Below are 25,202 nucleotides of genomic sequence, written 5' to 3' on the forward strand. Positions count from 1 at the left end.
GCGAGAATGGAGGGAGCCCGCAGCTCCCGGAAACTCACGGTCGAAAAACTTGCCATGCCCCCTAGATGGGGCCGCTCGCGCCGCTTTCCACCAACCTATGAGGAAAAAGACGCTGGCGGGACAGGAAAGACATTATTGTACAGCAATGGGGGGCGCTGCGAGGCGAACCATGTCGGCATCTTCGCACAGCTTCGCCGCGCAATTCAGCAAGCCCTTGGGATCAAATGGCTTTCCGATCAACATCCGGTCCTGAAAGTCCTCGGGCAGGCTTTCCCGGCCATATCCAGTCACAAAGGCGAAGGTGATGTTCCTCTGCGCCAGTGCCGCGCCAACATGATCGACGGACATGCCCTGCAAATTGCCATCGAGCAGCGCAGCGTCGAAGTCGGCGCTCTTGATCAATGCCAGCGCTTCTTCGGCCGAGCCAGCGATCGTCACCCCTGCCGCCCCGCCATCCTCCAATAGGCTTGCAATCTCCATCGCCACCAGCGGTTCATCCTCGATCACCAGGAAAGCGCGCCCGGTGATCGCGCCGCCTTCAGCAGCATTCAGCTCTTCGCCAGGATTGATCCCCGGACTTGCAATGTTGACCCGGCTGATGCGCGGCCCCGTGGGCAATGTCATGGTCCAGCAAACGCCGCTTTCCTCATAGCTCACACGCGCCTGTCCGCCTTCCGCCTTCAGGCTGCGTTCGATAAGGGCCGTGCCAAATCCTCTGCGCGTGGGCTCGGCAACGCGCGGACCACCGCTTTCTGCCCAACGGATCGCCAGATGCTCACGCTCCATCTTCCACGACAGCGACACGGTGCCCGCCGGTGTGCAAAGCGCGCCATATTTATGGGCATTGGTCACAAGCTCGTGCAGGATGAGAGCGACATGCAGCGCCAACTCGGGCGCCAGCTCCAGTTCCGGCCCCTCTATCAGCAGCTGCCCCAGATCGATGGCGCCAATGTCGATCTGGCCATTGACCAGTTCGCGCAAAGACGCGCCCTGCCACGTAGTGCTGCTGAGCAAGGAGTGCGCGCGCGCAAGGGCATGGATGCGCCCCGTGAAGGTCGGAGCAAAGTCGGACGGACCCGAGGAATGGCGCAAGGTCTGCACGGCGATGGCCTGCACCGACGCCAGCGTATTCTTGACCCGGTGGTTCAATTCCCCGATCAGCAGGCGCTGCGTCTCTTCCGCGCGCTTCCGTTCGGTCACGTCGAGAATCTGGACATTGACGGACACGATCCGTCCCTGCCCATTGAGCAGTGCCGAACAATAGCATTCGCATTCCAGCGTCAGCCCTTCGGCCGTGCGCATGCGCAAATGCTGGACGGCGCGAACGCTGCGCCCGGCGATCAGGTCGCTCATCAACCCATCGAACGCGGCCTCATCATCGGGGTCGATCCATTTGAGTTCGCTCGTCTTGAACCCGGCCACTTCCGGCGATCGCCATCCGAACAGCCGCTCGGCACCATTGGACCAGCCTATGATATGGCGTGCCGCGTCAAATTCGATGATCGCGAGCGGCGAATTGTCGCTATGCGCGTGCAGCCGGGCGAGGGCGGCGGCAATCTCGTCACGCTGGCGCGCCAGTTCTTCTCGCTGACGGAAAAGCTCGACGAAGACGGTGGTCTTGTTCCGCAGGATATGCGCATCGACGGGCTTCAGCAGATAATCGACGGCGCCCGCCTCATATCCCCGAAATCGCCGCCTTTCATCGGTGGCGACGGCCGTCAGGAAGATGATCGGCACCCGCCGGGTTCGCTCGGTCCCGCGCATCAGTTCGGCAAGTTCGAAACCATCCATGCCCGGCATCTGCACGTCCAGCAGCGCCAGCGCGACATCATGAACCAGCAGCAGTTCGAGCGCCTGCACGCCGGACCGCGCCCTCAGCAGCTCGACGCCTTCTCCAGCGAACAGAGCCTCCAGCGCGAGCAGATTCTCCTCGACATCATCGACCGCCAGGATCTTGGGCTTTTCATGCTGCATGGCGCAGATCCTCCAAGTCCTTCACATTGCGCCGGTAGATTTTCTCTGCCTCATGGAAATCGGCAAAGGCTGCGGAGTAGCGGGAGAAGCGGAGCGTCTCCTTCGACCCCAATCCCAGAAATCCGCCGCGCACCAGCGATCCGCCGAACAGCCCGAGCGCCCGGTCCTGCAATTCGCGATCGAAATAGATCAGTACATTGCGGCTCGACACCAGTTGCACTTCGGCGAACACTTGGTCACTGGCCAGATTATGTTCGGCAAACACCGCCCGGCGGCGCAGCGTCTTGTCGAACACGGCCGCGCCATAGGCAGCGGTATAATAATCGGACAACGACTGCTTGCCGCCTGCCAGCCGGTGATTTTCCGTAAACTGCGCGATCCGGTCGAGGTCATAGATCCCGGCCTCCGCCTTCTTGAGCGCGGCGGGGCTGATGTCCGTGCAATAGAAGATGGTTCGATCCTCCAACCCTTCTTCCCGGAACAGGATCGCCAGCGAATAAAATTCCTCGCCATTGGCACAGCCTGCGATCCAGATCTTGAGCGAAGGATAGGTGCGAAGGTGTGGCACCACCAATTCCCGCAACGCCCGGAAATAGGCGGGGTCGCGGAACATCTCGCTCACCTGGATGGTCAGGAAGCCCATCAGGTCGGCGAACACCGCCGGGTCGCGCAGCAGGAGATGCTGAAGCTGCGACAGGCTTTCGCACCCGTGCCGCTGCTGTGCGCGCGCCAGCCGCCGGTGCAGCGACCCACGCGAATAGCCGCGAAAGTCGTAATGATAATGCCGCCAGAGCGCCTCCAGCAGCAGGTCAAGCTCCAACTCCTCGTGGGGTGCGAATATCTCCTCGCTCATCGCGGCATCCACACGCGCGTCAGGCTGAGTAGCTTGTCGACGTCCAGCGGCTTGGCCAGATAGTCGTTCGCGCCAGCGTCCAGGCAGTCCTGCTGGTCTCGCGCCATGGCCTTGGCGGTGAGCGCGATGATGGGCATCTGCCTGCCCCATGGCTGGGACCGGATTTCCCGCGTGGCCGTGAGGCCATCCATCTCCGGCATCATCACGTCCATCAGCACCAGATCGACAGGATCGGAAAGGCCGCGCGCCGCCTCGTCCAGCGTCTGGAGCGCCTCGCGCCCGTTACGTGCGATCCGCACCTTGGCCCCATGCGGCTCGAATATGGAGGTGAGGGCATAGACGTTGCGGATGTCGTCCTCGACCACCAGGATTTCGCGTCCGTCCAACGCGGCGTCGCGGTTCAACGACTTGGCGATCAGCGCCTGCTGCGGTTCCGGAAGGTCGGACACCACCTGATGCAGGAACAGCGTCACCTCATCCAGCAAGCGCTCGGGCGATTTAGCGCCCTTGACGATGATCGACTTGCTGTAGCGCCTCAGCCGCATTTCTTCTTCGGGAGCAAGGTCGCGGCCGGTATAAACGATGACGGGCGGGAAACCGACAGCCTCATCAGCGCTCAGTCGCTCCAGCAAGTCCAAGCCCGAAGCGTCGGGCAGGTTGAGGTCGAGCACCATGCAATCGAATGTCTCGCGGCCGAGCAGATCGAAACATTGCGCGGCGGAATGCGCCTCGACCGTCTCGACATCACGCGACGCGAGCAGCAGCTTCACGCTCTCGGCCTGCTGCGCATCATCCTCGACCACCAGAACGCGGCGCAGGCGCTGGGACATGCGCGCTTCCAACCCTTCCAGCATATCGACCAGAGCGTCGCGCTTCACCGGCTTGAACAGATAGCCGATCGCGCCGCTGGACAGCGCCGCCTGACTATCGTCATCGACGGATACCACATGCACCGGAATATGACGCGTCCGCACGTCGCGCTTGATCCGGTCCAGCACCGAAAGGCCGGTATGATCCGGCAGGTTCATGTCCAATATCACGGCATTGGGCACATATTGCCGCGCCATCAGCGCGCCTTCGTCGGCGGTGGTCGCGATCAGGCACTGAAAATTCAGCTCATGCGCGACATCGCAAAGGATCTTGGCGAACACCGGATCATCCTCGACGATCAGGATGACGCGCGCATCGCCCGACAGCGTTTCCCGGTCGTCCTGCGCGGCCGGGCCTTTGCGGCGGCGGGCAGGCTTGGGGTTGGACGGGGCAGGGCGGAACTGTTCGACCGGCCGCAACATCTCTGCGGAACCGCTTGCCGCATCATCATAGCGCTCGGGCAGGATCAGCGTGAAGGCGCTGCCTTCGCCAGCGATACTCTCCACCTGCACTTCGCCGCCAAGCAGGCGGGCGAGTTCGCGCGAAATGGAAAGACCAAGGCCGGTGCCGCCATATTTGCGGCTGACGGTGCCATCGGCCTGGCGGAAGGCTTCGAATATCACCTGCTGCTGTTCGGGCGGGATGCCGACGCCCGTGTCCCGCACGGTAAAGGCGATCCTGCCGTTGGCGGCTGCGTTCACGGCCAGAGTGACTGATCCCGTCTCGGTGAACTTGATGGCGTTGGACAGGAAATTCTTCAGCACCTGTTCGATCCGCTGGGGATCGCTGTCCATTTCCGCAGGCGCGCCCGGCTCCTGCTTCACGCTGAACGCAAGGCCCTTCGATTTTGCGGACGGCGCAAAGACCGCCTCCATCTTTTCGGTGAGCGCACGGATGCTCATGCGGCGGGTGTGCAGTTCCAGCTTGCCCGCCTCGATCTTTGAAATGTCGAGAATGTCGTTGATCAGCGTCAGCAGGTCATTGCCTGACGTCTCGATCGTCTCGGCATGCCGCACCTGCTCTGGCCACAGGTTGCCGCCGCGATTTTCCGCCAGCAATCGCGCCATGATCAGCAGCGAGTTGAGCGGCGTGCGCAGTTCGTGGCTCATATTCGCCAGGAACTCGGACTTGTAGCGGCTCGCCTGTTCAAGCTCGCCAGCCTGGTTTTCCAGCGATCGCTGCGTCCGCGTCAGGTCGTCGCGCTGGATTTCCAACTGCCGCGCCTGTTCTTCAAGCTGGGAATTGGTCTGTTCCAGCTCCGCCTGCTGGGTTTCCAGCCTAGCCGCCGATTCCTGCAACTGGCGGCTTTGCTGCTCCAGCTCTTCATTATTGGCGCGCAGCTCCTCACTTTGCGCCTGCAATTCCTCGGCCTGCTGCTGCGTTTCTTCCAGCAGTTCACGCAGGCGCGCACGATATTTGCCTGACCGAATGGCGACGCCCAGCTGCGCACCGATCCTGTCGAGCAATGCCTGTGCCTCGCTATCGGCGTCCTTGGGCAAGCCCAGTTCGATGACGGCGTTGATGGTGCCGTCGGCCTGTGTCGTGCTGATAAGCAGGCTGTCGGGCTTCGATTGGCCCAGTGCCGACCCGTAGGACAGATAACCGTCAGGCACGTCCTTGAGGAAAAAGCTGCGCTTGTCGCGCACCGCTTGGCCCAACAGCCCGTCGCTCAGCGAAAATCGCTCCGGCAGCGGCGCGTCCGCAGGCACCGCATAGGTGGCATAGCGGCGAAAACCTTCCCCATTGGCGATGTACAGCGCGCCCGCCTGCGCCTTTAGATAATCGGCCAGGAATGTAAGCGCACTCGTCGCCAGCGTATCGAGCGGCTGTTCGCCGCCGACCGCCTTTGCAAGGCCGACCTGTCCGCCTTGCAGCCACTCCTCCCGCGCGATCGCCAGCCGGTTGCGGATGAACAGCACGCCGATGATGGCCAGGACCCAGCAGGTAACGCCTGCCAACGCACGGTTGGTGATCGCGACCTGGGGATCGACGCCCGGGGGCGCCAGCGTGAAACCGACGATGGTCAGCAGCGTCGCCAGCGCGGTAACGATCAACGGAACCTGCTGCCGCCGCGCCACATAGGAAAGAACGATGGGAAGCAGATAGGCGACCCATACCGCCGTCCCGAGCGGGAAGATGATGTCGGCTGCGAAGGGCAGGGCGAGAAGAACGGCCAGCGCACCATAAAGCCAGGCCTGCGTGATCGGCGATTTAGACTGCTGCATCCGTTTAAAAAAAGCCCCTGTCGCGCAGTCCGCGCCACAGGAAGCCCACTTCCCCCTTTTTGCCCTTCGCCCGGCATGCACGAATAGCCCCTAAAAAGGGTTTTCGGGCGTGCCTTGAAGGGCTTCAACGACCGGAGTGGCGAATGGTTCCCTCACAAAGTTCGCCGCCCACTCAACTCGCGCTTGTTCCTTGAAGCGCTTCGCCCCTATGCAGATGACCATAGCGAACAAGGGGGAGGGCGGATGAACGCGCAAATGGATGCCGCCGATGGGGCGGTCGGCAAGCGGGAACTAAGGACGGTCGTCGGCGCGAGCCTGATCGGTACGATGATCGAATGGTTCGACTTCTTCATCTATGGCGTCGCCTCCGCTCTGGTGTTCAACCGCCTGTTCTTCCCGTCCTTCGATCCGTTGACGGGCACGTTGCTCGCCTTTTCAACCTACGCGCTCGGCTTCCTCGCCCGGCCCTTGGGTGGGATCGTGTTCGGCCATTTCGGCGACCGCATCGGGCGCAAGACATTGCTGATGATCAGCCTGCTCACCATGGGCCTTTCGACGACCGCCATCGGCCTGCTCCCCACCTATCAACAGATCGGCACCTGGGCGCCGGTACTGCTCGTCCTGCTCCGCCTGCTTCAGGGCTTTGCCGTGGGTGGCGAGTGGGGCGGCGCGGTGCTGATCGTGGCGGAGGTCGCACCCGCCTCGCAACGCGGCTTCTGGACCAGCTGGCCGCAAGTCGGTGCGCCCGCGGGCAATCTGCTCGCCGCCGCCGTTTTTGCCATGTCTTCGGCCCTGCTCACCGAAGCTGACTTCATGGCCTGGGGCTGGCGCATACCTTTCCTGCTGTCGATCGTGCTCGTGTTCGTTGGCTGGTGGCTCCGCCGCGCCGTGTCCGAAAGCATGGTCTTCGCCCGTGAAGCGGCCGCTGGCGGCGTCGAGCGCTTCCCCGCGATCGAGGCGCTCCGCCGCAAGGGCCGCGCCCTCCTCATCGGAGCGGGCCTCCGCTTCGGCGAGAATATCTGCTACTATGTCGCCGCCACTTTCGCGATCACCTATTGGACGGAAATCAAGGGCGGCGATCGCTCGCTCGTCCTCAACGCCGTGCTGATCGGCTCCGCGCTCGAATGTCTCACCATGCCCCTGTTCGCCGCCTTGTCCGACCGTATCGGGCGCAGGCTCGTCTATGGCGCGGGCGCGCTGTGCGTAGCCGCCTGGTTCCTCATCTTCTTCACGCTGCTTGATGGGGGCACGATCTGGAGCGTTGGTATCGCCATAACCGTCGCGATGGTGGCCCATGGCGCCATGTACGCCCCGCAGGGCGCGATGATCACCGAGCTTTTCCCCACGCGCCTGCGCTATTCGGCCGCCAGCATAGCCTATCAGGCGACATCCATCGTCGCAGGCTCGCTCGCCCCGATCATCGCCCTGTCGCTCTACAAGGCGAGCGGGGGCACCGGCATGGTCGCCGCCTATGTGATCGGCGGCCTGCTTATCACCCTCATCGCCGTTGCGGCGGCACCCGAAACGCGCGGGGTGGATCTCAACAAGGTGGGGTGATCGCGAACATTATCGAAGCCCTAACCTATGTACGCGCACCCCTGTTTCCGCTCGCCTAAAAGGAAGATGTTCAGGGAAGAGATGGCGAGAGACCCGGCAACTACCAGCCCGTCTCTCGCCACCCTTTGATACTCTTACGGAACAAGCTGAAGCTCCATCTGTTCACTATCCACCAAGAGGAGGATAGAGATGGCCGAAGTTCACAGAGATCCCTATACCGGAGACCGGACGGTCGTTCACAAAAGCCGCGGCGGGCGCACGCTTGCAATAGTATTGATCCTGATCCTGGCAGTCGTCGGCATCCTGTTCGCCACGGGCTTCTGGAAGGCCGATGTCAAGGGCGGCGACATGCCGGAAGTCAGCGTCCAGGGCGGCGACCTTCCCAAGGTCGACGTCGACTCGAAGGAGGTCGTCGTTGGCTCGAAGAAGGAAACCATCGACGTTCCGACCGTTGGCGTGAAGGATAATGGCGAAGAATAATCCTCGCTAAGAAGCCGAGAAATAGTTTAGCGGGTGAAACGCCTTGGCAGCATCAAAGGGCTGACACGGAGTTTCACCCGCTTTTATTTCAATCAAAAGCGTCGCGGTATCATGCGTCCGCGATGATGACCTCAGCGCCTGCATGTTCCAGCATGGCGATGGCACGCGGCTCGACGCCCCGATCCGTGACCACGACATCCACCTCGTTCAGGCCGCAAACGATCGCTCCTGACGACGACGTGAATTTGGAACTGTCGACCAGCAGGATGACCTGCTCCGCCCGATCGATCAGGCGGCGTTCGGCGGCGACCAGAATGACATCCTGCTGCATCACGCCCTGAGGCCCCACGGCCGCTGCGCCCATGAAGAGCTTGGGCGCGTGAAATCGCGGCATGGACTCTTCGCCCGCAGGCGCCAGGATGATGTTCTGTTCCCTGAACAGCGTGCCGGAAGGAAGGAGTATCTGCGTCCCCGCCTGCGGCAGCAGCGCGTTGGCGATATGCAGCGAATTGGTCAGCACCGACAGGTCCAGCCCATCGATATGCGGGCACATCTGCAACGTCGTCGTGCCGCCATCGATCATGATGCCTTCGCCATGCTGGCACAATTCGGCAGCAGCCCGGCCGATCGATCGCTTCTGCGCCAGATTTTCGGTGATGGATTGGGCAAAAGGCGTGCCCGCCAGCCGTGCCCCGCCATCCGGCTTGCCGCCATGGCTTTCCGTCAGCCGCGCCCCGCCCCGGACGCGGTGGATCACACCCTCGTCCTCAAGCCGGGAAAGGTCGCGGCGGATCGTGGCCGGGGACGCTGCAAGCCGCGATTCCAGGGCGCGATAGCTGACGAAGCCGGTAGGGCCCATGGCTTCGATGATCAGCCTTTCGCGTTCCTCCGCGTGCATTGTCCCCGAACCCCCTTGATCAGGCAGCCGCCCGTTCAGCTTCAAGCTGTTCCAGCGACTTGCCTTCGTTGCGCGGCGCCCAAAGGGTGCCGATGACGCCGCTTATGACGAGGAAGCCTGTCAGAATCCACGCCAGCGTCGTGAAGCCCGTAGCGCTCAGCATCGGAACGAAGAAGCTGAATATGCCAAGGCTGATGCGAACGATCGCAAAGCACAGGCCCTGCGCGGTCGACCGCAGCATGGTCGGGAACATCTCCGAACTCCACAGCTGGAAGAAGCTCTGTGCGCCGAAACCGCCGCCGAACTGAAGTAGGAAGACGTGCAGCAGCGCGATCGGGATGGTCAGCGGGAAGATGGCCAGCAGGACCATGCCGATCACCTGGATGATCGCCGAAATCGCGAACAGCGTCCGCTGGTTGACCTTGTCGGCATAGCGCATGAAGACCAGGCCGATGGATGCCATGCCGATCGCGAAGGACAGCGCTTGAATGGCGACCGACTGCGCCTGCGTCGCCGCGCCCACCGTGCGCAGGATATAGGGGAAGAAGAAGCCATTCGTCCCCGCCCACAGGTTCCAGAAACCATACATGCCGACCAAGCCCAGGATGGACGCCAGATATTTGGGCTGGAACAGCGTGGACACTGGCAGCTTGGTGACGCCTTCCGCCTGCGCGGCTTCCCACCGTTCGGATTCCTTCATCCGCGAACGCAGGAAGGTGAGGCCGAGCGCGATCACCAACAGATGGGCAAAGACGATCCGTGCGCCAAGTTCGCCAAGGCTGGTCAGCGCCAGGCTGAGCAACAGCACGACCACCGGCCCCAGATACCAGAGCACTTGCGCCACGCCGGAATGCTTCCCGCGCCGGTCATCGGGCGCTTGTTCGGCAATCAGCGACCAGGACGCCGGAATATCCGCGCCCACGGCCACGCCGACGATCAGGAAGCCGACCACGATCATCCACGGCGCGAAGGCAAAGACCAGCATCGCCATGCCGATCGCATAGACCAGCATGTCCCACTGGTAGATCTTCTTGCGGCCCAGCTTGTCGCACAGCCGCCCGCCGACATAGGCGCCCACGCCCGCGCCGATCGCGTTCGGCCCGAAAGCGCCGATCAGGCCGATGAAGTCGTTCGACAGCCCATAGCTTTCCTGCCAGAGCGCGAGTGCGGCAGAGCCAGCGACGATAGACCCCGCGTCGATATAGTTGGCAAGTCCAGCAAGGATCGTGTCCCGCCAATTATCCTTCTGTGCTCCCGCACTCATACCATGTCCCTCCCGGTCAAAATGCTCTGGTTTATGTCCGCGATAGTGGAACAGCCGGTGAGCGCCATCGCCACCCGCATCTCCGCTTCGATCAATTGCAACATCTTCGTGACGCCCGCTTCACCCTGCGCCGCCAGCGCATAGGCCCAGGCGCGGCCGAGCAGCACGCCCTTCGCGCCCAGCGCCAGCATGCGCACCACGTCCAATCCCGAACGGACGCCGCCATCGGCAAGCACCGTCAGCTTGTCGCCGACCGCGTCCGCAATCGGGGGCAGGGCGCGCGCGGTCGACAAAACGCCATCCAGCTGCCGCCCGCCATGGTTGGACACGACGATACCGTCCGCTCCCAGCGCAGCCGCCTCCCGCGCGTCCTCGGGGTCAAGCAGCCCCTTGATGATCAGCGGGCCCTTCCATTCGGACCGGATGAAATCCAGATCGCGCCAGTGGATCGACGGATCGAAATTATTGCGCATCCAGGCGAAGAAATCCTCGATACCGGTCTTGCCCTGCAACACCGGCGCGACATTCCCCAGCGTATGGGGACGGCCGCGCACGCCCACGTCCCAGGCCCAGCCCGGCCTCATCATCGCTTGCGCCGTGCGCCAGATCGCGCCCTTTAGCCCCTCCGCGCCCGCAAGGCCGCTATGATAGTCGCGATAGCGGCTCCCCGGCACCGGCATATCGACCGTGAAGACGAGGGCGGAGCATTGGGCGGCCGCCGCCTGCGCCAGCAAATCCTTCATGAAGGCGCGGTCGCGGATCATGTAAAGCTGGAACCAGAAGGGCTGCGACGCGGCGCGCGCGACTTCGGCCAGAGAACAGGCGCCCACCGTCGAAAGAGTGAAGGGCAAGCCCGCCGCTTCGGCAGCGCGCAGCGCTTGCGTCTCGCCGCGCCGTGCATTCAACCCGGCCAGGCCGATCGGGGCGAGCGCCACCGGCAGAGCCTGCTTCCGGCCGAACAGGCTGGTGGATAGTTCTAGGGCCGACACGTCGCGCAACACCCGCTGGCGCAGCGCGATGTCACTCAACTCGCTCACATTCTTGCGCAGCGTCACCTCGGCATAAGAGCCGCCGTCGATATATTCGAACAGGAAACGGGGCAGGCGGCGTCGGGCGGCCTCACGAAAATCGGCGACGCTGGCTATCGGCATGCACGAAACCTTTTAAGAAACAAGCTCACCAATTCCAGCTAACCATCTGGAACGGTAGGAAGAAAGATCCTGATCAAGCGGCTCTACCCGGCTCAACGATCCTTGGGGCTTCAGGCTGGGATCGATCAGGCGGAGCGCGCCGAAGGACACGTCATTATGGGCGTTGGCGGTATAGACCTCCATATCCGGCCGCAAGGAAGCCAGCGCCCGCACGAACACTTCGGCATCGGCAAAGCGGCCCTCGACCAGCAGCCGGTCTCGTGATCCAATCAGGTCCAGCATCGTGTCGGCAACCAGCGCAGCGTAGAGGCAAACCGCCGCCCGCCGCTGATACCAGTCATCCGGGCGCTCCGTCCAATTGCCGGAACCGGCGGGGTAGGGGCCAAAGCCGGGCGCAAGCGTCGGCAGCAGCATGGCCCCGGATTTTAGCACTTCCGGAACCGCCGCGATCAAAGCTGGCTGATCGGGCTTGATGTCGACCCGGCGCGTGTCAAATTCGATCACCGTTTCGATTTCCCGGCCGCCCATGAAGCGGGCTGATGGAACGGCGCTGCCATAGGCGTCGACATTGACCAGGCAATCCCGCCCTTCGGCAAGGCTGCTCGTTGCCAGCGCTTCCTGGGGCAGGCGCATGGCGATGAACCATGTGCCGGTGGAAAGGATGGTTGAATCGCCCTGCGCGATCTCATCAAAGCCGCGCGCCGCCAGCAGGGCCGCATTGGAATCATGCAGCCCGGCAAGGACGCGGATGTCGGCAGAAAGGCCGGTGCGAGCCGCAAGATCGGGCCGCAGCGTACCGATGCTGTCGGCCGCCTTCACCAGCGGTGCGAAGCGTTCAGCCCAGCCCATCCGCTCGGCCAGCGGAGAGAAGCGGCCAGTATCCGGCGTCCAAAGATCGCTATGGCAACCAAGGCTCGTCACCTCGGTGGCCGCCGTGCCGGACAGGAACCAGCCCCAATATTGCGCCCAGGGCAGCAACGTTGCTGCCGCCATTTCGGCCGGGTAGAGGCGATCCAGCCAGAACAGCTGAGATCCGATGTTCAGGCCATCGGGCAGGGCGGGGGAACCTGTGACCGCAAAGGCGTCGCGCTCCTTGCGGTAGGCGCTCATGATGTCGTCCGGAATGGACTGTTCATAATCGAGCGGCGGGAAAGCCAGCTTGCCATCGGTCAGGGCAGCGACGCCTGCGCCATGGGCTACGGGCACGATCACTTCGACATTGCTGGAGGCGTAGCGTGAAAGTGATTCGACGAGCCAGCCGCCGATGCCGTCCGTGTCGAGGCGGCGGATGCCGTCCTGCGTTCGCACCTCGTTCGGGCGCACCTGACGGTCCAGAATCCGGCCGTCGCGCGACCATAGGGACACTTTGCTCAGCGTCTTGCCGATATCGACGATAATGGCGAAGCCGAGGTTCAGTTCGTCCTCCCGCATGAAAATTTTCTCATCTTGTTTGATCGAATATGATCGATTAATAACGCAAAGGATTGATTGAGGAAAGCGCAAATGATAATAGGAGCGCCATGAACATGCAAAATCCCGTCTCGTCCTCGGCACTTCCCTTTGCCGTTCCTTCCAGCCGCTGGGATGACGGCGTCGCCGCGAATCTCAGCCCCGCCGAACTGCTCCTTTACCGATCGAATCTGCTCGGTTCGGACCTTACGGTGACCAATTTCGGCGGCGGCAATACCTCCGCCAAGATCGTGGAAACCGATCCCCTGACGGGTGAGAAGGTGGAAGTGCTCTGGGTCAAGGGCTCGGGCGGCGACATCGGCTCAATGAAACTCGACGGCTTTTCAACGCTCTACCAGGAAAAGCTGCTAGGCCTTGAGAAGCATTATGGCGGCCCCGACGACGACGACAAGATGGTCGGCTACCTGCCCCACTGCACGTTCAACCTCAATCCCCGCGCCGCCTCGATCGACACTCCGCTGCATTCGCTACTTCCTTTTGCACATGTCGATCACGTCCACCCCGACGCCATCATCGCGCTCGCAGCCTCTTCGGGTGGCGAAGCCGCGACCCGTGAAATCTGGGGCGGCAAGATCGGCTGGCTGCCCTGGAAGCGTCCGGGCTACACGCTCGGCGTCCAGCTGCGCGACTTCGTCAGGGCAAATCCCGGCGTCGAAGGCGTCATGCTTGCGGGCCACGGCATCATCTGCTGGGCCGACACCGCCAAGTCCTGCTACGAACATACCGTTCAGCTGATCGCGGACGCCGCCGAATATCTGAACGCAAAGTTGGCTGAAAAACCAGCCTTCGGTGGTCAGGTGGTTGCGCCCAACGCCGACCGTGCAGCGATCGCCGCCGACCTGATGCCGCGTCTGCGTGGCCTGATGACCGGCGCACGCGCCAAGGTCGGACATTATTCCGACGATGTCGAAGCTTTGGAATTTGTGGGTTCAGCCGATTTCCTGCGCCTCGCCGCGCTAGGCACGTCCTGCCCCGATCACTTCCTGCGCACGAAGATCGCACCGCTGCCGCTCGATCCCGCAAAGCTGCAGGATGACGCTTATCTCGCTGACCAGATCGCCGCCTATCGCGATCTCTATGCCGCCTATTATGAGCGGTGCAAGCGGTCCAATTCGCCCGCCATGCGCGACGCGAACCCGATCGTGATCCTCGTGCCGGGCGTCGGGCGTATCACCTTTGCCGGTGACAAAACCACTGCACGTCTGGCCGGAGAGTTCTACGGCAACGCCATCAACGTGATGCGCGGCGCCGAAGCGATCGGCGAATATATCGCGCTCGATGAGCAGGAAGCATTCGACATCGAATATTGGCTGCTGGAGGAAGCAAAGCTCCAGCGCATGCCAAAGCCCAAGCCGCTCGTCGGCAAGATCGCCCTGGTGACGGGCGGGGCGGGCGGCATTGGCGCTGCTACTGCTGCCCGGCTGCTGGCGGATGGCGCTTGCGTAATGCTCGCCGATCGCGATGCCAATGCGATCGAAGAGGTTCGCTCAGGTTTCGCCAAGCAGTTCGGCAAGGATGTTATCCGCGCCGCCGTCTGCGACGTGACCGATGAAGCGCAAGTCCAGGCCGCATTCGACGATTGCGCCCGCGAATTTGGCGGTCTCGATATTCTCGTCGCCAATGCGGGCATTGCTTCCTCGGCTCCGATCGAGGAGACCACGGTCGCGCTGTGGCGCAAGAATTACGACGTGCTGGCAGAAGGCTATTTCCTCACCGCCCGCGCTGCCTTCCCGCTGATGAAGCGGATGAAGGAACAGGGCGGCGCGTCGATCGTGTTCATCGGCTCGAAGAACGGCGTTGCCGCCGCGACCAACGCGTCGGCCTATGCATCGGCCAAGGCTGCCGCCAACCATCTGGCGCGGTGCCTGGCGTTGGAGGGCGCACCCTTCGGCATCCGCGTCAATACGGTGAACCCCGACGCAGTGATCAAGGGCAGCAAAATCTGGGACGGCGACTGGCGCAAGGAACGCGCTGGCGCACATGGGATCGACTCCGGCAAGGAACTGGAGGAACATTACCGCCAGCGCTCGATGCTGAAGCGCGACGTGTTGCCGTCCGACATCGCCGAGGCGGTTTACTTCCTGGCTGGCGACATGTCGGCCAAGTCGACCGGCAACATGATCAATGTCGATGCGGGCAATGCCCAGGCGTTCACGCGCTGATCGGCAACGGAGAGGTTATTATCATGAGCAACCTGCCCATTTCCGCCGAACTAATCGCGGAAGCCAACGCCCGCGATGCGGACGCGCTGGACGAAGATTATGCCGCGCTCGGCCGCAAGCTGTCGCGCACCGGCATCGACATCGAAGCAATCAAGGATCGGGTGGCGGGCTTTTCCGTCGCCGTGCCCAGCTGGGGCGCGGGACGGGGCGGCACGCGCTTCGCCAAGTTCCCGATCGCTGGCGAGCCGACCAACATCCATGAGAAGCTGGAAGATTGCGCCGTCATCAACCAGCTGAGCCGCGTGACGCCGCGCGTGTCGCCGCATTTCCCCTGGGACAAGGTCAGCGATTACAAGGGTTTGCGCGAGGAAGCTCAGAGCCTCGGCCTGGGTTTCGATGCCGTCAATTCCAACACCTTCCAGGATCAGGCCGGGCAGGCGCAGACCTACGCCACCGGATCGCTGTCCTCTACCGTGGAAGCGACGCGCCAGCAGGCAGTTGAGCATAATATCGAGTGCATCGAGATCGGCCGTCAGTTGGGTTCGACTGACCTGACCGTTTGGGTCGGCGATGGCACGAACTTCCCGGGTCAGCAGGATCTGGGCCGCAGCCTGGACCGCTATCTGGAAGCTGCCGCACAGGTTTATGCCGCGCTGCCCGACGACTGGCGAATGCTGCTGGAACATAAGATGTTCGAGCCCGCCTTTTACTCGACGGTCATCTCTGACTGGGGTTCATCGATCCTCGCCGCGCAGGAACTTGGCCCCAAGGCGAAGTGCCTCGTTGACCTTGGCCACCACGCGCCCAACGTCAATATCGAACAGATCGTGGCGCGCCTGCATCGCTTCGGCAAGCTGGGCGGCTTCCACTTCAACGATAGCAAATATGGCGACGACGATCTAGATAGCGGTTCGATCAATCCGCACCAGCTCTTCCTCGTCTTCAACGAACTGGTGGAGGCAGAACTGCACCCGCGCGACGGGTTCAACCCCAGTTACATGATCGACCAGTCGCACAATGTGACTGACCCGATTGAATCCATGCTGTCATCGGCGGAAACGATCACGGCCTGCTTTGCCAAGGCACTGCTGGTCGATCGCGAAGCGCTGCATGCGGCGCAGGAAGCCAACGATACGATGATGGCGTTCCAGGCGCTGCGTCGCGCTTATAATGTCGATGTGGCGCCGATCATCGCCAAGGCGCGACTGGAAGCTGGCGGCGCGATCGACGTGCTGTCGACTTATCGGGCCAGCTTGTGGCGTGAGCGCAAGGCGCAGGAGCGCAAGCCTGTAGGCCTCGGCGCAGGCATCGTCTAAGTTCAAGCAGATTTGGGGCGCTGGCAATATTGTCAGCGCCTTTATCCTACTTTACTATTTAACATAATCCTTATTATCGACCGATCTCGTTTGTAAGACGATCTGGCTTTTCATACCTCACGCAGCAATAGTCTCTCTTCGACGCGCCTCCTCTAGCGCTTCGTGATTGTCGCCGATCCAGTCGCAGATCCCGCTTACCGTTCCCAGGAAGCTTCGGCCTAAATCCGTCAGCCGATATTCCACGCTTGGCGGCATCGTCGGCAGCACCTCGCGTGAGACCATTCCGAAGCGCTCAAGTTCGCGCAGGGTCTGCGTCAGCATCTTGGAGCTGATCGGTGCAGCACATCGCTTGAGATCAGAAAAGCGCATCGCGCCCTCTCCCAAACGATAAGTGACAAGCATTGTCCATTTGTTTCCGACAAGCTCTAGAATCTCGAGGGCAGTCTGGGGGTTCACTCTGGTATCCATAAGATACCTAATACCCGATCGGTGCCTTGTTGCAAATCGAAACTCGAATCGATACCTCTCTCGATCAAGAGGCGCGGCGCGCCCATGGAGAGGACCCTATCATGAAAATTCTCGTCGTCGGCGGCACCGGTATGATCGGTGGTCATGCAGCCCTTCATCTTGCTTCCAAGGGGCACGATGTCACGGTTTCAGGCCGCAAGCCTCCCCAACAAAGCACAGAACTTTCTCGCATGCCGTTCCTTCAGGGCGATTATGTGGAGGGCAGCTTCACAGGGCAGGATCTAGCGGGATTTGACGCAATCATCTTTGCTGCGGGCAATGATATTCGTCATGTTCCCGAAGGCACTGATTATGACGCCCACGTCTATCGCGCCAATGCAGAGGCCGTGCCGCAATTCGCAGCGCTCGCCGAGCAGGCCGGGGTGCGCCACTTCATTCATGTTGGCAGCTTCTACCCCCACGTCGCGCCGGAACTGGTGGAAAAGAGCGTCTATGTTCGTGCTCGGAAAATGGCGACAGACGGAATTGCCGCGCTGGCGGATGAAAGCTTCCATGTCGTCAGTGTGGATGCGCCCTTCGTGGTTGGCACTGTCCCCGGCATGAGCCTGCCGATGTTCGAGGCCTATACCCGCTACGCCGAAGGACAACTCGGCATTCCGCCCTTTGGCCCTGCTGGCGTAACCAACTTCATTTCGACCCAGTCCTTGTCTGAAGCGATCGAAGCCGCGCTCGAACGAGGAGAAAATGGCAAGGCCTATCTCGTGGGTGACGAAAATCTGAGCTTCGCCGATTACTTCAAGCTGTTCTTCCAGGCTGCCGGTAACGACGTCGATGTACCTTCGCTCGACCAGGAACATCCGATGCTTCCCGATGTCGCGATCTTCACCGGGCGCGGCAATGTCGTGCAATATGAGCCTGACGCGCAAACGATGGCTGACTTGGCGTATCGCCGCAATGATGTCGCTCGCGCGGTGAAGGAAGTTGTTGACCAGTTTCGGTCAGTCAAATGAGCGCCGCTCCGCTTGCGGGTATGACAGCAGTCGTCACTGGCGGCAGCGGTGGGATCGGTACTGCCTGCGCCAGGGCCTTGGCGGCTGATGGCGCCCGCGTGCTCATCATGGGCCGCAGGGAAGAGGCGCTTGAGGCAGCACGCAGCCGGATCATCGCGGACCTACCCGATGCGCAGATCGCTGTCTTCGCTGGCGATGCCTTATCCGAAAAGGATGTCGGGGATGCTCTGGCGAAAGCCTATGCCCTGGCCGATCGGCTCGACATATTGGTTCCGGCTGTCGGCGGTGGCGGCTTTGCGCCCTTCCTGTCGAGCAGCGTCGCGGATTTGCGCCGGGATCTCGACCTCAACATCACGAGCGCCTTCATCGCCATGCAGCTCGGGGCCAAATTGATGCGAGAGGGAGGGTCGATCATATGCATATCGTCGACCGCCGCGACACTCCCCTTCCCCGCGCTTGCGGCCTATTGCGCGAGCAAGGCGGGGCTGGAAGGGCTGATCCGGACAGTTGCGGATGAACTGGGGGAGCTCGGCATTCGCGTCAATGCAGTGCGTCCAGGTCTTACCCGCAGCGACGCGACCAGGGATATGTTCGCCAGCCCAGCAGTCATTGACCGCTTTTTGGAGCAGACGCCGCTCAAGCGGACGGGAGAACCGGAAGATATAGCAGCCGCGGTGGCCTATCTTGCCAGCCCTTCTGCATCCTGGGTCACCGGCCAGTCTTTCGCTGTCGATGGCGGGCAGGAATTGCGGCGCAATCCCGATCTGTTGGGCGCGGCGTGATCAACGCATGAATGAAAGCAAGGATTGGATGATGCTGGATTTTACGGGCAAGTCGGTTTTGGTGACCGGAGGAGGAGCGGGCATCGGGCGCGCCTGCGCCGATGCTTTTGCGCGACAGGGTGCGCGGGTTTTCATAGCGGAAATCGATCCGGAGCGCAGCGCCGGTTTCACGGCGGGCACGGCCATTCAGTGCGATGTTACGAAGCCGGAACAGGTTGACGCGCTGGCCAGGAGATTGGAGCAGGAGACAGGCGGGAAGCTCGATATTCTTGTCAACAATGTCGGGCATTTCCTTCATTCCAGACCGTTTTCTGATCTCAGCGGGAATGAGATTCAGGACATTATCGGCGTCAACCTGATCAGCCTCATGCAAGTGACCAACCGTCTGCTGCCGCTGCTCAAAGCTTCGGCCCCCGGATGCTCGATTATCAACATCACCTCGATCGAGGCCTATCGCGGCATTCCCAACTGCGCCGTCTATGCTGCCGCCAAGTCGGGCATCACCGGCTTTACCAAGAGCCTGGCCCTCGAACTCGCGCCGCTCGGCATTCGGGTCAACGACATCGCACCTGAAACCACGGACACGCCGCAGACGCCGATCGACTATATGGTGCCGCCGGAAAATCGCGAGCATGTCGAAAGATGGGTCCCGCTCGGACGCTTTGGCCATCCTGATGATTGCGCTGGCGCTGCCCTCTACCTCGCCAGCCCGCTGGCGTCCTGGGTGACGGGCACGGCGATCCATGTGGATGGCGGTTCATTGGCGGCGGCGGGGTGGATCCGCGACGTCAAGGGCGTCTGGACCAACATGCCGATCGTCACCGGCAATGGCATGAACCTGTGAGCGGCGCCATGAACAGACTGGCGGATGAAGCGGCGCTGCGGCGCACAGCCGACGTTTATGCCCAAGGAGCCGATCGCAAGGACAAGCAATTGTGGCGATCCGTGCTGGCGGAAGATTGCCGGATCGAAGGCCCCGGCTTCGTGACCGAAGGACTGGATGCCACGCTGCAATCCATCGATGCGCTGGGACAGATGTTCCGGTCGACCTTTCACAAGGTCCATAATCAGATGGTTATGATTGATGGCGACAGGGCGAGCGGAGAAACCTATTGCACCGCCGATCATCTCCTCAATGACGCGGATCAACTGCTGCGCTGGACGATCCGCTATGTGGATGAGTGGCGCCGCGACGGCGAGGACTGGCGGTTCACGCGCCGCAAGCTGGAGCTGCTTTGGGAGGAGACGGTTCCCGTAACCGTCCGCCAAGGTTGATGTAGTTGCCAGTTTCATTTGGCAGCAATCATGATCGCGCTACACTGCCGCAAACGGCCCGGATCATCTGACGCACCGTCGGCGTTAAGGGTCTGAGCAAAAAAGTGGAACGCGATGAGCGACAGACGTGCCTGCATAAACGCCATCGGCTGCGCCGTTCCTGATCAGGATGTGCACGTCGCTTTCATCAACTGGGCCAGCCGCCAGATCACGGATGAACGGGCCCGCAGCCTTTTCACCCGGATGGCGGAACGGAGCGGCATCAACCATCGCTGGTCGGTCCTGCCGCCAGTCGATGCGGGCGGGTCGCCGGTCGATCCCGGCGGCTTCTATGCGGATGCCATGCCTTCGACATCGAAGCGCATGCAACTTTACCACCGCTTCGCGCCGCCGCTGGCCCTGCGTGCGATCGAGGACCTGCGCGCCAGGACAGCGCTGGACGGCATCACTCATCTCGTGGTGGCAAGCTGTACCGGCTTCGTAGCGCCCGGCATCGATCAGATCATCGCGGATGCGCTTGGCCTGGCAGGTGTCGAGCGGACGCTGGTCGGCTTCATGGGCTGCTACGCGGCAGTCGCGGCGTTGCGGACGGCGCGGCATATCGTCCGGTCGGAGCCACAAGCCCGTGTGCTGGTCGTCACGGTCGAACTATCCTCCCTTCATCTTCAGCCCGAGCAGCAGGTCGAAAGATTGCTGATGATGCTGCAGTTCGGCGACGGCGCAGCCGCCGCCCTGGTCAGCGCGGAAGATCATGGTTTCGCCATGGATGCGCCCTTTGCGATCAACCTGGAAGCTTCTGCCGACCTCATTCGCTGGGAAATCGGCGACACTGGGTTTGTGATGCACCTGTCGGGCGAAGTTCCGTCGCGTATTCAGGCAGCGCTGCGGGACGATGGCATAAGAGAGAAGATCTGCGGTTCGTCCGATCCAGCGTCGATCGGGAACTGGGCGGTTCATGCCGGAGGTCGATCGATATTGGATGCGGTGCAGAATGGCCTGGATCTGGGGCCGGATGCCCTGTCGGTCTCGCGCGGGGTACTCGGCCGGAACGGTAATATGTCATCCGCCACATTGATGTTCATCCTCCATGACCTGCTTCAGGAAGAGCGGCGCGGCAATGGCGTCGCGCTTGCCTTTGGCCCCGGCGTCGCTGCCGAGGGTTTCCGCCTTTCCAGAGCAGGCTGATGCCGGAAACGCTGATCATCGGCGGCGGTCCTGCTGGCTCGGCAGCCGCCATCACGCTGGCGCAGGCGGGCATGCGGCCGCAGTTGATCGAGCGCCACCGGACGGCCCCGGCTGGCGTGTGCGGCGGCTTTCTGGGCTGGGATGCCATTGCGGGACTGGAGGAACTGGGAGTCGATCCCTGGAAACTTGGAGCGCGGCCTATCACAGGGTTCCGGCTGGCCTCGGCCAAACGCTGCATCGAAGCCTCCCTGCCTGCAACGGCTGCCGGAATTTCCCGCCGCACCCTGGACGACGCATTGATCGAAGCTGCCGGAAATGCTGGCGCTCTCGTCAGCCGGGGCCGAACCGTACGGGCCATCGATCCGGACACACGCACGGTGCGCTTCGACAATGGCCAGGACAGCGCGGCCGACGCTGTTTTCATCAGCGTGGGCAAGCATGAGTTGCGGGGCGTTGGACGCGATTTTTCATCTTCGTCCGTCGGTTTGCGAACCACCCTCCCCCCGTCCCACATCCTGCATGATGCTTTGGAGGGCATGGTGGAATTGCACCTGTTCGACAGGGGCTACGCGGGGCTGCTGTTGCAGGAGGATGGATCGGCCAATCTCTGTCTGTCAGTCAGCCGGGAGAGGTTGACCGAAGCGGGCAGCGTTCCCGCGCTGATCGATCAATTACGGCAGGAGGCACCGCTGCTGAAGGCGCGGTTGCAGGGTGCGTCCTCCCGCTTCGACGCGGTAGCTGGCGTCCCCTATGGCTGGCGTGCGAGCGTGACGCACAAGGGCATCTTTCGTACCGGCGACCAGAGCGCCGTCATCGCATCACTCGCAGGCGACGGCATCGCCATAGCATTGGCCAGCGGGACGAGCGCCGCCCGGGCGATGCTGACGGGCGGACCTGATGCCGCCCCGGCATGGCAGCGCGCGTGGCGCAGGCAGTGCGGCATGCCCGTTGGCATCGCCGAAGCGCTGCGCCACGGCGCCGCCGCGCCGCTTCCGCGAAGCCTGCTCATGACGGTGCTGAATTGCGCCCCGGCGCTAGGAACGAGCGCCGCCGCCTTCACCCGGATCAGGAGAGTGTGAGCGGCTCTTCCCTCACCCGCTCGACACACAGGCGAAAGGCGAAGCGGCGCACGATGCGCACCTGATCGGCCGTGATGCCCGCCTCCGCCAGCGATCCGATCCAGTCGGCACGGCGGAAGGAGCGGGCGATCGAAAGCTGGCCATCCTCACGCACGATCCGGTGGACGCGCAGCAGCCGGGCCAGGATGGGATAGCCCCAATGGGCAAAGCCATGGCGGTGCAGATCACAGATCAGCCAGCCCATCCGCGCCTTCGCTTCCATATGATGGAGAAAGGTCATCAGCTGTGCATCGGTCATGTGATGCGTGACCTGGCTGGAGATGATGAAGTCGAAGGATTCAGGCTGGTCCTGATAATCTCCTGCTCGATAGTCGATGGATAGCTCGGGAGGCGTCGCGCTCCGAGCCGCCGCCAAGCTCTTTTCGTTGAGGTCCACGCCGACAAGCAGGGCATCGATGCCCTGCTTGCGCGCCCAGCGCGCTATCGCGCGGAGGACATCGCCATCGCCGAACCCGACATCAAGCAGGCGGAACTGCCTGGCGCTTCCCACCGCCCGCCGGAGGAAGGCGATGCTTGGCCAGGCCGTGAAGGTCCAGCGGTTCACCCGAGCGAGATCGTGCAGCACCCGCTCATATATGGCGGGGTCAAGGTCAGGCGCGTCCATCTGCTCTTCCTGACGCGATCTTGTGCTTAGGTCGGCCATGGTTCATTCACTCCCCTCACCCTCCTACACCGGGAACGGGGTTGATGCGCCAGACTTTTGGGATCACCGTGAAGGCGAGATGATGGGAGAATGACGATGTTGGCGGCTGCCCTGCTCATGCTGGCATCTTCGGCTGCGGCTCCTGCTGCCGACGTGACCGGGCTTTGGATGACGGACGATGGCAAAGGGCTCGTCCGGATCGCGCCTTGCGGCGCAAAGCTGTGCGGGAGGATCGTCAAGGTGCTGGACACACGGCCTGACGTCCCAAGGACCGATGTGCACAATCCTGATCCGCGCCTTCGCACGCGTCCTTTGGCGGGGCTGCTTACGCTGTGGGATTTCACCCGGTCGGGATCGGCCTGGACCGGAGGGCGGGCCTATGATCCCAAGAGCGGGAAAAGCTATCGCTCGTCCCTTGCGAGAAACCCGGACGGGTCGCTGAAGCTTACCGGCTGCGTGCTTTTCATCTGTGAATCGCGGCGCTGGACGCGAGGCGGCTAGATCGCCTCCCACTGAAATATCCCATAGCGCATCGCCCCCGTTCGCAGGGCGAGGATGAGGCGCGGCAGGCTCAATATGAAGTCACGGCTGGTGGTGGCCCGGCTGAGCGCCAGCTGGCGGATGCCGCGGTCGCTGAACAGGCTCTGCGAAAAGCGCGCGAGGCAGATCGACCAAGTGCGCCGAACCTCCCGGCTGACGTCCTGATAATCCATCAGGCGAAATCCGGCGGCGGAGGCCCACTCCAGATAGTCTTTCCGGCTCCCCATGCTTGGCAGCCTGCCCTCGCGGCAGATCGGCAGCAGCAGGTGCCGCACTTGCCAGGCAGGAACGGCCTCTCCTTCCAGCCAGGCGCACACGATCAGCCGCCCGCCCGGGCGCAATATCCGCCTGGCTTGCCCGAAGAAGCGCGGCTTGCTCGTCATATGTTCCGAGCTTTCGATGGCATAGGCGCCGTCGAATGATCCCGGATCAAGGCCGTTGTCGAGCCAGTCCCGCAGCAGGCAAGTGAAACGGGGCGAGCGGGCGCTCCCGATCCTGTGCTGCGCGGCCGAAAGGGTAAGACCGGTGATCGACACGTCATGGCGGGCCAACAGATCGGCTGCGGTCGCGCCATAGCCGCAGCCGATGTCGCAGAGTCTTTGCCCCGGCTCGATGCCAAGCCTCCGCTCTACTTCGGCCACCAGCTGCCCAGCTGCCTGCTCCGGTGTCTCGTCGCCTCGGCGCCAATAGCCATGATGGACATGATCTCCCCAGATGCGGCGATAGGCGAGGTCTAGCTCGTCATAATGAAGGGCGACGCTCGCCGTGTCTGACGGTTGATCGGGGACGATCATGCCGGTCAGGGCACCGGCCGGTCTGCATGCGTCGTCGTGAGGAAAGAAGGATAGAGCAGCGTCACCGAAGCCGCCGCTATGATGATCAGCGCCGCGATCAGCGCGATGCCGCTATTCACCCTGCCCCTGTTGCGCGCGTAGAGCACCAGGCCCAGCAAGGCCGCGGCGATCAGGATGATGATGGCAGTAAGACCTGTTAGCGACATCGATCACACTCCTGAGGTGGGAAGATCAGCTCGCCGGGATCGCAAACACTGCAATCACCGAGCCGCCAATTCGTTCCGGCTCTCATCCCCTGGCGCCGCTGCCGAGGACGCAGGAACCTGGGCATCTGACGTACGGGATGCCGGGTCCGGCGCCCTGAGGCTGGTATAGGCGATCAGCGCAGCAAGGGCCAGGCACGCAGCCACGATCGCCCACAGCCATCGCTTGGCACTGCGCCTTTGTCGTCGCTCTGGATCGCGGGGCATTGTTTCACCTTTCCATACATCGGCGCGCGGATGATCGGGCGAAAGGTCCTGATGTCCTAACCTGGGTAAGTGATCGAAGCGGATCAGCGGCTTTGCCCACGCGTTTCCTCAATCGAACGACGGGCGAACCAGTTCCCGGCTGATGAGGATGACTATTATGAATGACCGCAACGCATTTCTTCAGGGGCAGGGCTCTCCGATCAAGGACGATGCCGCGCCGCCCGAACAGGGATGGCGCGGGGAACGATCGGCCAATGAGGTGGCGGGCGCGCAATCGCAGCGCCGCCATATTCCGGGCGTAGGGCCCGAAGTGGAGGAGATTTCCGGCACCGCCTTTGCCGAGGCGCAGGGGCTCGATCCGCACCCCCAGGATGAGGACGGGTACGAAAAGCGGACCTTGCCTGAATCAGGATCGCGGGGCGAGCAAGGCGGCGATGGCGTCAGCGATCTCAGCATGGCGGGGAGCAGCCCGGGTGGCGAAAGCGCCGGAGCCCCCTACCCGCACGGCCGCCGCAAGACCGGCAATGATCCGGGCAGCATCATGGGCCATGGCGGGCAGAGCGAGATCGACTATCACGGTCCCGGCCATCTCGGATCGACCAACACGGGCGACGACGACAATCGCAACGGCGTCGCCGAAAAGGATGACTGACGGGCTCATCCACAATAGCCAAGC

23 protein-coding genes are annotated in these 25,202 nt (G+C 62.5%); 12 read left to right on the top strand and 11 right to left on the bottom strand.

The genetic code is table 11. The annotated features are described in order from the left end of the window. Positions 1–132 precede the first annotated feature (132 nt). Genes ACYU8T_RS13920 through ACYU8T_RS13930 form a run of 3 tightly spaced genes read right to left on the bottom strand, consistent with a single transcriptional unit; the run spans position 133 to position 5,922 of the window. Positions 133–1,974 (bottom strand): response regulator, encoded by a 1,842-nt coding sequence (locus tag ACYU8T_RS13920; RefSeq protein ID WP_461159936.1) that lies wholly within the window; start codon positions 1,972–1,974, stop codon positions 133–135. After that, a complete protein-coding gene (locus ACYU8T_RS13925) occupies positions 1,964–2,827 on the bottom strand; it encodes a CheR family methyltransferase (RefSeq protein ID WP_176502317.1) in 864 nt (287 codons plus the stop codon). Before ACYU8T_RS13925 ends, ACYU8T_RS13920 begins: the two co-directional genes overlap by 11 nt. After that, positions 2,824–5,922, bottom strand: coding sequence for a response regulator (locus tag ACYU8T_RS13930; protein WP_461159937.1), 3,099 nt, complete (start codon positions 5,920–5,922; stop codon positions 2,824–2,826). Before ACYU8T_RS13930 ends, ACYU8T_RS13925 begins: the two co-directional genes overlap by 4 nt. A gap of 243 nt (positions 5,923–6,165) precedes the next feature. Here ACYU8T_RS13930 and ACYU8T_RS13935 point away from each other — a divergent pair, with 243 nt between their 5' ends. Together ACYU8T_RS13935 and ACYU8T_RS13940 are read left to right on the top strand one after the other, a co-directional pair. Beyond that, on the top strand, positions 6,166–7,479 hold the full coding sequence (locus ACYU8T_RS13935; RefSeq protein ID WP_461159938.1) for an MFS transporter: 1,314 nt from the start codon (positions 6,166–6,168) through the stop codon (positions 7,477–7,479). A gap of 189 nt (positions 7,480–7,668) precedes the next feature. Further along, positions 7,669–7,959, top strand: a complete 291-nt coding sequence (locus tag ACYU8T_RS13940) for a hypothetical protein (RefSeq protein WP_201515948.1) — start codon at positions 7,669–7,671, stop codon at positions 7,957–7,959. Between the two features lie 109 nt (positions 7,960–8,068). On the opposite strand, the gene ACYU8T_RS13945 is transcribed toward ACYU8T_RS13940, so the two are convergent. From ACYU8T_RS13945 to ACYU8T_RS13960, 4 genes are read right to left on the bottom strand one after another with little or no spacing between them, the layout of a single operon-like run. Beyond that, entirely contained in the window at positions 8,069–8,857 is a 789-nt protein-coding gene (locus tag ACYU8T_RS13945; protein ID WP_461159939.1) for a DeoR/GlpR family DNA-binding transcription regulator, read from the bottom strand. Between the two features lie 19 nt (positions 8,858–8,876). Then, complete coding sequence (locus ACYU8T_RS13950) at positions 8,877–10,121, bottom strand: MFS transporter (RefSeq protein ID WP_097093498.1); 1,245 nt, start codon at positions 10,119–10,121, stop codon at positions 8,877–8,879. Continuing rightward, complete coding sequence (gene lldD / locus ACYU8T_RS13955) at positions 10,118–11,272, bottom strand: FMN-dependent L-lactate dehydrogenase LldD (RefSeq protein WP_461159940.1); 1,155 nt, start codon at positions 11,270–11,272, stop codon at positions 10,118–10,120. Before lldD ends, ACYU8T_RS13950 begins: the two co-directional genes overlap by 4 nt. A gap of 12 nt (positions 11,273–11,284) precedes the next feature. Continuing rightward, complete coding sequence (locus ACYU8T_RS13960; protein WP_461159941.1) at positions 11,285–12,703, bottom strand: FGGY-family carbohydrate kinase; 1,419 nt, start codon at positions 12,701–12,703, stop codon at positions 11,285–11,287. Between the two features lie 89 nt (positions 12,704–12,792). On the opposite strand from ACYU8T_RS13960, the gene ACYU8T_RS13965 reads away from it, so the two are divergent. Both ACYU8T_RS13965 and rhaI read left to right on the top strand, forming a co-directional pair. Next, complete coding sequence (locus tag ACYU8T_RS13965; protein ID WP_461159942.1) at positions 12,793–14,904, top strand: bifunctional rhamnulose-1-phosphate aldolase/short-chain dehydrogenase; 2,112 nt, start codon at positions 12,793–12,795, stop codon at positions 14,902–14,904. 23 nt (positions 14,905–14,927) lie between these two features. Then, the gene (gene rhaI, locus ACYU8T_RS13970) at positions 14,928–16,220 is read left to right on the top strand and encodes an L-rhamnose catabolism isomerase (RefSeq protein ID WP_461159943.1); all 1,293 of its coding nucleotides are present in this window, start codon (positions 14,928–14,930) and stop codon (positions 16,218–16,220) included. 117 nt (positions 16,221–16,337) lie between these two features. Here the strand turns inward: rhaI and ACYU8T_RS13975 are convergent, their stop codons facing one another. Further along, positions 16,338–16,688: a winged helix-turn-helix transcriptional regulator gene (locus ACYU8T_RS13975; protein ID WP_201515953.1), complete on the bottom strand. Its 351-nt coding sequence runs from the start codon at positions 16,686–16,688 to the stop codon at positions 16,338–16,340. Between the two features lie 101 nt (positions 16,689–16,789). On the opposite strand from ACYU8T_RS13975, the gene ACYU8T_RS13980 reads away from it, so the two are divergent. The 6 genes from ACYU8T_RS13980 (at position 16,790) to ACYU8T_RS14005 (ending at position 22,019) form a co-directional block, all read left to right on the top strand. Next, on the top strand, positions 16,790–17,698 hold the full coding sequence (locus tag ACYU8T_RS13980; RefSeq protein ID WP_461159944.1) for an NAD-dependent epimerase/dehydratase family protein: 909 nt from the start codon (positions 16,790–16,792) through the stop codon (positions 17,696–17,698). Further along, positions 17,695–18,480: an SDR family NAD(P)-dependent oxidoreductase gene (locus ACYU8T_RS13985; protein WP_461159945.1), complete on the top strand. Its 786-nt coding sequence runs from the start codon at positions 17,695–17,697 to the stop codon at positions 18,478–18,480. The genes ACYU8T_RS13980 and ACYU8T_RS13985 overlap by 4 nt, the downstream gene beginning before the upstream one ends. A 7-nt stretch (positions 18,481–18,487) precedes the next feature. Further along, positions 18,488–19,324, top strand: a complete 837-nt coding sequence (locus tag ACYU8T_RS13990; protein WP_255254872.1) for an SDR family NAD(P)-dependent oxidoreductase — start codon at positions 18,488–18,490, stop codon at positions 19,322–19,324. A gap of 8 nt (positions 19,325–19,332) precedes the next feature. Beyond that, positions 19,333–19,755, top strand: a complete 423-nt coding sequence (locus ACYU8T_RS13995; protein ID WP_461159946.1) for a nuclear transport factor 2 family protein — start codon at positions 19,333–19,335, stop codon at positions 19,753–19,755. A 114-nt stretch (positions 19,756–19,869) separates the two neighbouring features. Further along, positions 19,870–20,940, top strand: a complete 1,071-nt coding sequence (locus tag ACYU8T_RS14000; protein ID WP_461159947.1) for a type III polyketide synthase — start codon at positions 19,870–19,872, stop codon at positions 20,938–20,940. Then, the gene (locus ACYU8T_RS14005; protein ID WP_461159948.1) at positions 20,940–22,019 is read left to right on the top strand and encodes an NAD(P)/FAD-dependent oxidoreductase; all 1,080 of its coding nucleotides are present in this window, start codon (positions 20,940–20,942) and stop codon (positions 22,017–22,019) included. The genes ACYU8T_RS14000 and ACYU8T_RS14005 overlap by 1 nt, the downstream gene beginning before the upstream one ends. Here ACYU8T_RS14005 and ACYU8T_RS14010 read toward each other — a convergent pair. Continuing rightward, positions 22,006–22,722, bottom strand: a complete 717-nt coding sequence (locus tag ACYU8T_RS14010) for a methyltransferase domain-containing protein (protein ID WP_461159949.1) — start codon at positions 22,720–22,722, stop codon at positions 22,006–22,008. The genes ACYU8T_RS14005 and ACYU8T_RS14010 overlap by 14 nt on opposite strands. Before the next feature lie 90 nt (positions 22,723–22,812). On the opposite strand from ACYU8T_RS14010, the gene ACYU8T_RS14015 reads away from it, so the two are divergent. Beyond that, a complete protein-coding gene (locus tag ACYU8T_RS14015) occupies positions 22,813–23,223 on the top strand; it encodes a DUF2147 domain-containing protein (RefSeq protein ID WP_461159950.1) in 411 nt (136 codons plus the stop codon). Here ACYU8T_RS14015 and ACYU8T_RS14020 read toward each other — a convergent pair. Beyond that, positions 23,220–24,056 (bottom strand): class I SAM-dependent methyltransferase, encoded by an 837-nt coding sequence (locus tag ACYU8T_RS14020; RefSeq protein WP_461159951.1) that lies wholly within the window; start codon positions 24,054–24,056, stop codon positions 23,220–23,222. The genes ACYU8T_RS14015 and ACYU8T_RS14020 overlap by 4 nt on opposite strands. A 5-nt stretch (positions 24,057–24,061) precedes the next feature. Further along, positions 24,062–24,262: a hypothetical protein gene (locus ACYU8T_RS14025; RefSeq protein ID WP_097093510.1), complete on the bottom strand. Its 201-nt coding sequence runs from the start codon at positions 24,260–24,262 to the stop codon at positions 24,062–24,064. Between the two features lie 412 nt (positions 24,263–24,674). Between ACYU8T_RS14025 and ACYU8T_RS14030 the strand changes: the two genes are divergently transcribed. After that, positions 24,675–25,178, top strand: a complete 504-nt coding sequence (locus ACYU8T_RS14030; RefSeq protein WP_461159952.1) for a hypothetical protein — start codon at positions 24,675–24,677, stop codon at positions 25,176–25,178. The last annotated feature ends 24 nt before the right edge of the window (positions 25,179–25,202 follow it).

The organism is Sphingobium sp. TomMM35A, from assembly GCF_054771735.1.

Coding starts and splice junctions, on each gene's coding strand:
- ACYU8T_RS14030 (WP_461159952.1), top strand. CDS start 24,675: ATGACTATTATGAATGACCGCAACGCATTTCTTCAGGGGCAGGGCTCT.
- lldD (WP_461159940.1), bottom strand. CDS start 11,272: ATGCCGATAGCCAGCGTCGCCGATTTTCGTGAGGCCGCCCGACGCCGC.
- ACYU8T_RS13935 (WP_461159938.1), top strand. CDS start 6,166: ATGAACGCGCAAATGGATGCCGCCGATGGGGCGGTCGGCAAGCGGGAA.
- ACYU8T_RS13975 (WP_201515953.1), bottom strand. CDS start 16,688: ATGGATACCAGAGTGAACCCCCAGACTGCCCTCGAGATTCTAGAGCTT.
- ACYU8T_RS13945 (WP_461159939.1), bottom strand. CDS start 8,857: ATGCACGCGGAGGAACGCGAAAGGCTGATCATCGAAGCCATGGGCCCT.
- ACYU8T_RS13960 (WP_461159941.1), bottom strand. CDS start 12,703: ATGCGGGAGGACGAACTGAACCTCGGCTTCGCCATTATCGTCGATATC.
- ACYU8T_RS13920 (WP_461159936.1), bottom strand. CDS start 1,974: ATGCAGCATGAAAAGCCCAAGATCCTGGCGGTCGATGATGTCGAGGAG.
- ACYU8T_RS14010 (WP_461159949.1), bottom strand. CDS start 22,722: ATGGCCGACCTAAGCACAAGATCGCGTCAGGAAGAGCAGATGGACGCG.
- rhaI (WP_461159943.1), top strand. CDS start 14,928: ATGAGCAACCTGCCCATTTCCGCCGAACTAATCGCGGAAGCCAACGCC.
- ACYU8T_RS14005 (WP_461159948.1), top strand. CDS start 20,940: ATGCCGGAAACGCTGATCATCGGCGGCGGTCCTGCTGGCTCGGCAGCC.
- ACYU8T_RS13985 (WP_461159945.1), top strand. CDS start 17,695: ATGAGCGCCGCTCCGCTTGCGGGTATGACAGCAGTCGTCACTGGCGGC.
- ACYU8T_RS13980 (WP_461159944.1), top strand. CDS start 16,790: ATGAAAATTCTCGTCGTCGGCGGCACCGGTATGATCGGTGGTCATGCA.
- ACYU8T_RS13930 (WP_461159937.1), bottom strand. CDS start 5,922: ATGCAGCAGTCTAAATCGCCGATCACGCAGGCCTGGCTTTATGGTGCG.
- ACYU8T_RS13995 (WP_461159946.1), top strand. CDS start 19,333: ATGAACAGACTGGCGGATGAAGCGGCGCTGCGGCGCACAGCCGACGTT.
- ACYU8T_RS14020 (WP_461159951.1), bottom strand. CDS start 24,056: ATGATCGTCCCCGATCAACCGTCAGACACGGCGAGCGTCGCCCTTCAT.
- ACYU8T_RS14015 (WP_461159950.1), top strand. CDS start 22,813: ATGACGATGTTGGCGGCTGCCCTGCTCATGCTGGCATCTTCGGCTGCG.
- ACYU8T_RS13965 (WP_461159942.1), top strand. CDS start 12,793: ATGAACATGCAAAATCCCGTCTCGTCCTCGGCACTTCCCTTTGCCGTT.
- ACYU8T_RS14000 (WP_461159947.1), top strand. CDS start 19,870: ATGAGCGACAGACGTGCCTGCATAAACGCCATCGGCTGCGCCGTTCCT.
- ACYU8T_RS14025 (WP_097093510.1), bottom strand. CDS start 24,262: ATGTCGCTAACAGGTCTTACTGCCATCATCATCCTGATCGCCGCGGCC.
- ACYU8T_RS13925 (WP_176502317.1), bottom strand. CDS start 2,827: ATGAGCGAGGAGATATTCGCACCCCACGAGGAGTTGGAGCTTGACCTG.
- ACYU8T_RS13990 (WP_255254872.1), top strand. CDS start 18,488: ATGAATGAAAGCAAGGATTGGATGATGCTGGATTTTACGGGCAAGTCG.
- ACYU8T_RS13950 (WP_097093498.1), bottom strand. CDS start 10,121: ATGAGTGCGGGAGCACAGAAGGATAATTGGCGGGACACGATCCTTGCT.
- ACYU8T_RS13940 (WP_201515948.1), top strand. CDS start 7,669: ATGGCCGAAGTTCACAGAGATCCCTATACCGGAGACCGGACGGTCGTT.